This is a genomic window from uncultured Fretibacterium sp. (assembly GCF_963544685.1).
Lineage (GTDB): Bacteria > Synergistota > Synergistia > Synergistales > Aminobacteriaceae > CAJPSE01.
Window position 1 is genome coordinate 1 of record NZ_CAUUGJ010000174.1, and the last position, 3,359, is coordinate 3,359.

Below are 3,359 nucleotides of genomic sequence, written 5' to 3' on the forward strand. Positions count from 1 at the left end.
AGAGGGAGAACGATCCGTCCGTGAGCTCGATATCCATGGCCCCCATATAGTAGGGTTTGTCCCCGATCTCCGGGAAGCCCGCAAGGTGGAAGATCGCCCCCCCGTTAAGCGAGGTATACTTCTGGGAGAGTATTTTCTGGAACTTCTTCTGCCAGTCCGCCGTGTTCACGACGGCGTCGTAATAACGGGGCAGCTCCTTGAGTATCCCCTCGAGCTCGAGCGGCTTGACGACATTGCTCACGGCGTTTTTGACGATATTGTCCATCGTGGGGAGCCCGTTCTGCCCCGAAAGGAGAAAGGCGACGATGGGGCCGACCTCCGTGTTCAGGTCGCCGTTGCCCCCCTCCGAGTCCCTCATGGCCCTGTCGACCAGACGGGCGATGCGGATCCTGCCGCGGAGCAGACCCATGAAACGGGCGTCCTTTAAGATCTCCTCGACGTCGAACTCGTTGGACTTGACCTGCAGGTTCCCTTCGCTCAGGTTCAGGGCCTTGGCCGCATCGACATAGCTTTGAATGTCCTGGACCGTCCGGCTCTCCGCGGGGGCCGACGACAGGAGGAACATCGCTGCGGCAAGGAACGGGAGGAGCAGAAGAAACATCGCCTTTTTCATTGAAAAACGCACCTTCCTTTGATTTGAATGGAGTGATGTGACGGCGAAGCCATGCCGTTATTGTATCCTATCGCCAGGGGAGGGCAAGGATGGTTTTTCCCGCCCTCGCGGGAGACGGGGGATGTGCGGGCACGTTCCCTCTTCTCTCCTTTACCGACGGCGCCTTTTTCTCTGCGACTGCCCGCCCCGAGCCGGGAATTATGAGGTACAATAAAAATACCGGCCGTGTCGGCCCATGGGATTCTCTCCCCGTGCCGATGTTCCGGTCATCTCGTCTATAGGGACAAATACAGGACAAACAGGAGGATGCTTCACGATGGCCCTGGTTACGTGCAAACTGTGCCGGAAGATCTTTACCGCGGCGGGAGGCCGGACGTGCCCCGCGTGCAAGAAGCGGCTCGACGACCTTTACATGAAGGTCCGCGATTTTCTGAGGGACAATCCCAAGATGGAGTTCAACGTGGATACTCTGTCCACCTCCCTGGATGCCGACATCCGGGACGTCCAGGCACTGGTGGATATGGGGTACCTGGACCGGGAATCCACGGTAAACCTCTCCAACGAGGAATCCTCGCGTCAGAAACTGGCGCTGGAGCTGGAGAAGTCCCTGAACGAGATGAAGGCCGCCGCGGCGTCCCAGGCCCAGAAGAGCACCGTATCCTACGGGCAGCAGCTCTACAGCGACAAGTCCAGGAGGCGCTAGGACGCTCGATGGACCTGTCTCTGGAGTTTTTTCTGCCGGTTCTTGCCGCGGTCCTGGGCGCCTGCATGGGGTCCTTTCTCAACGTCGTCGCCCACCGCAGCCTGGAGGGGCGGCCCTGGTGGGGGAACGAGCGCTCCGTCTGCGAGTCCTGCGGACGCGTCCTCTCCTCGTTGGAGCTCATCCCCATCCTCTCCTGGGTGGCGCAGCGCGGGCGGTGCCGGGGGTGCGGCGCGCGCGTCTCCCCGCGCTACCTGATGGTCGAGCTCATCGGGGCCCTTGCGGCGGCGGGGACTGCGTGGCGCTGGGGCGTCTCCTGGGCCTTTCTCATCTCCCTGGTCGGGGCCTTCGGCCTGCTGCTGAACGCCCTCACCGACTACGAGGCCGGGGAGGTCTTCGACGCCTTTGCCCTGTCCATGGGGATAGGCGGCATCCTGATTCGCCTGGTGGGGGGGCGCGACGCCATTCTGGAGGGACTTCTGGGAGCGGCCGTCGGATGGGGGATCTTCGCCCTCATCATCCTTGCCAGCCGCGGGGGGATGGGATGGGGCGACGCCTGCTTCATGGCCGGGATCGGCGCGATCCTCGGCTGGCGCCTCACCCTCCTGGCCTTCTACGCCGGCATCATGGCCGGGGGCGTGGGGATCGCCGTCCTCATGATCCGCGGAAAGGTCCGCTGGGGGCGGGGGGACTCCATCCCCCTGGTGCCCTACCTGGCCGTCGGATGTTACCTTACGCTCATCTGGGGACCTCAGGCGCTTGCGTTCCTCGGGGAGCGCTTCGGAGCCCCGGGGGCCTTTCTGCCTCCCTGGCCGTTCCGCTGAGGGCTCCAGGGTATCGATCATGGCGGGACGAGGAAGGGGACGCCCCTGCAGCGTCCCCTTCCTGCTTGTCGGGCTACTCCAGCCCCTCCCGCAGACGCTTCATGTTGGCGGGGATGTCGCCACGGACGGCCGCGGAGATCACCGCCACGCCGTCCGCTCCGCAGGCCATGACCTCCCCGAGGTTATCCAGGGATACGCCCCCGATCGCGACGACGGGGACGGCGGCCGCTCGGGTTATGGCGCGGATGCCGTCCAGGCCGATGACCCGCGCGTCCTCCTTCGAGCCCGTGGGAAATACCGCGCCGACGCCCAGATAGTCCGCCCCGTCGCGGACGGCGCGGTCCGCGTCCTCCGGGGTGCGGGCCGAGGCCCCGATGATGAAGGGCCGCGGGGCCAGCCGCCGGGCCTCGGCCACGGGAAGGTCGCCCTGCCCCAGATGCACGCCGTCGGCCCCGCAGGCCAGAGCGATATCCAGCCGGTCGTTCACGAAGAGGGGCACGCCCAGCTCCCGGCAGAGGCACAGCATCTGCCGGGCCTCGGCGAACAGTTCTCCGCCGTCCGCCTCCTTGTCCCTCAGCTGCAGGGCCGTGGCGCCCCCGGCCAGGGCCTGACGGGCCTGTTCCTCCAGACGGAGCGGCGCCCCGACGGTCCGGTCCGGTATCACGTAAAGGCGCATTGCGCGCCGCAGGTCGATCCTTTCGTGTAGGGTCGTCATATCGCCGCCTCCAGATCCCAGCGGGCCGAGGAACCGGAGAAGTCCTCGGGAGCGAGCCGATGAAGCGCGTCAACCAATGCCGCCGCGAAGGTGCCGCTTCCACGGGCCTCCCGTTCCGCCCGCTCCGAGGCGAGCCCCATGGCGAGCAGCCCGCAGAGGCTTCCCAATGCCGGCTCTCCACAGGCGGCCGCCGTGGCCAGGACAACCGTCCCAGCCGCACATCCGCTCCCCGAGATGCAGGGCAGCAGGGCGCTGCCGCCCCGGATCAACGCCACGGATTCGCCGTCGCCGAGGATGTCCTCCGGCCCCGTGGCGCAGGCTGTGCAGCGGTGTCTGCGGGCCAGCCGCGTCACGCCGCTGCGCAGGTCGCCGGACTCGGCGACGTCCACGCCCCGGGTCGCCCCTCCCGTCCCCGTCATCAGGGATATCTCCCCCGCGTTTCCCTTGAGGATGGAGAGCGCGTGTCGTGCCAGGATGCCGTCGAACAGCTTGACCCTCAGGCGGGAC

Annotated in this window: 5 protein-coding genes; 2 read left to right on the forward strand and 3 right to left on the reverse strand. The window is 66.3% G+C overall.

Annotated features, from left to right (window positions below; all coding sequences use genetic code 11):
* On the reverse strand, positions 1-613 hold a 613-nt coding region (locus ABLA28_RS11055; protein WP_347713712.1), incomplete at its 3' end, for a hypothetical protein.
* A gap of 316 nt (positions 614-929) precedes the next feature.
* Between ABLA28_RS11055 and ABLA28_RS11060 the strand changes: the two genes are divergently transcribed.
* Together ABLA28_RS11060 and ABLA28_RS11065 are read left to right on the forward strand one after the other, a co-directional pair.
* Positions 930-1,316, forward strand: a complete 387-nt coding sequence (locus ABLA28_RS11060; RefSeq protein ID WP_314717798.1) for a hypothetical protein — start codon at positions 930-932, stop codon at positions 1,314-1,316.
* Between the two features lie 8 nt (positions 1,317-1,324).
* On the forward strand, positions 1,325-2,137 hold the full coding sequence (locus ABLA28_RS11065; protein WP_347713713.1) for a prepilin peptidase: 813 nt from the start codon (positions 1,325-1,327) through the stop codon (positions 2,135-2,137).
* A gap of 73 nt (positions 2,138-2,210) precedes the next feature.
* Here the strand turns inward: ABLA28_RS11065 and thiE are convergent, their stop codons facing one another.
* Both thiE and ABLA28_RS11075 read right to left on the reverse strand, forming a co-directional pair.
* Positions 2,211-2,852: a thiamine phosphate synthase gene (thiE, locus tag ABLA28_RS11070; protein WP_347713714.1), complete on the reverse strand. Its 642-nt coding sequence runs from the start codon at positions 2,850-2,852 to the stop codon at positions 2,211-2,213.
* The coding region (locus ABLA28_RS11075) for a hydroxyethylthiazole kinase (RefSeq protein WP_347713715.1) at positions 2,849-3,359 on the reverse strand (511 nt) is incomplete at its 5' end. The genes thiE and ABLA28_RS11075, both read right to left, overlap by 4 nt.

Bases quoted from the DNA above. Each gene is read 5' to 3' on its own strand.
- ABLA28_RS11060 (WP_314717798.1), top strand. From the start codon at position 930: ATGGCCCTGGTTACGTGCAAACTGTGCCGGAAGATCTTTACCGCGGCG.
- ABLA28_RS11065 (WP_347713713.1), top strand. From the start codon at position 1,325: ATGGACCTGTCTCTGGAGTTTTTTCTGCCGGTTCTTGCCGCGGTCCTG.
- thiE (WP_347713714.1), bottom strand. From the start codon at position 2,852: ATGACGACCCTACACGAAAGGATCGACCTGCGGCGCGCAATGCGCCTT.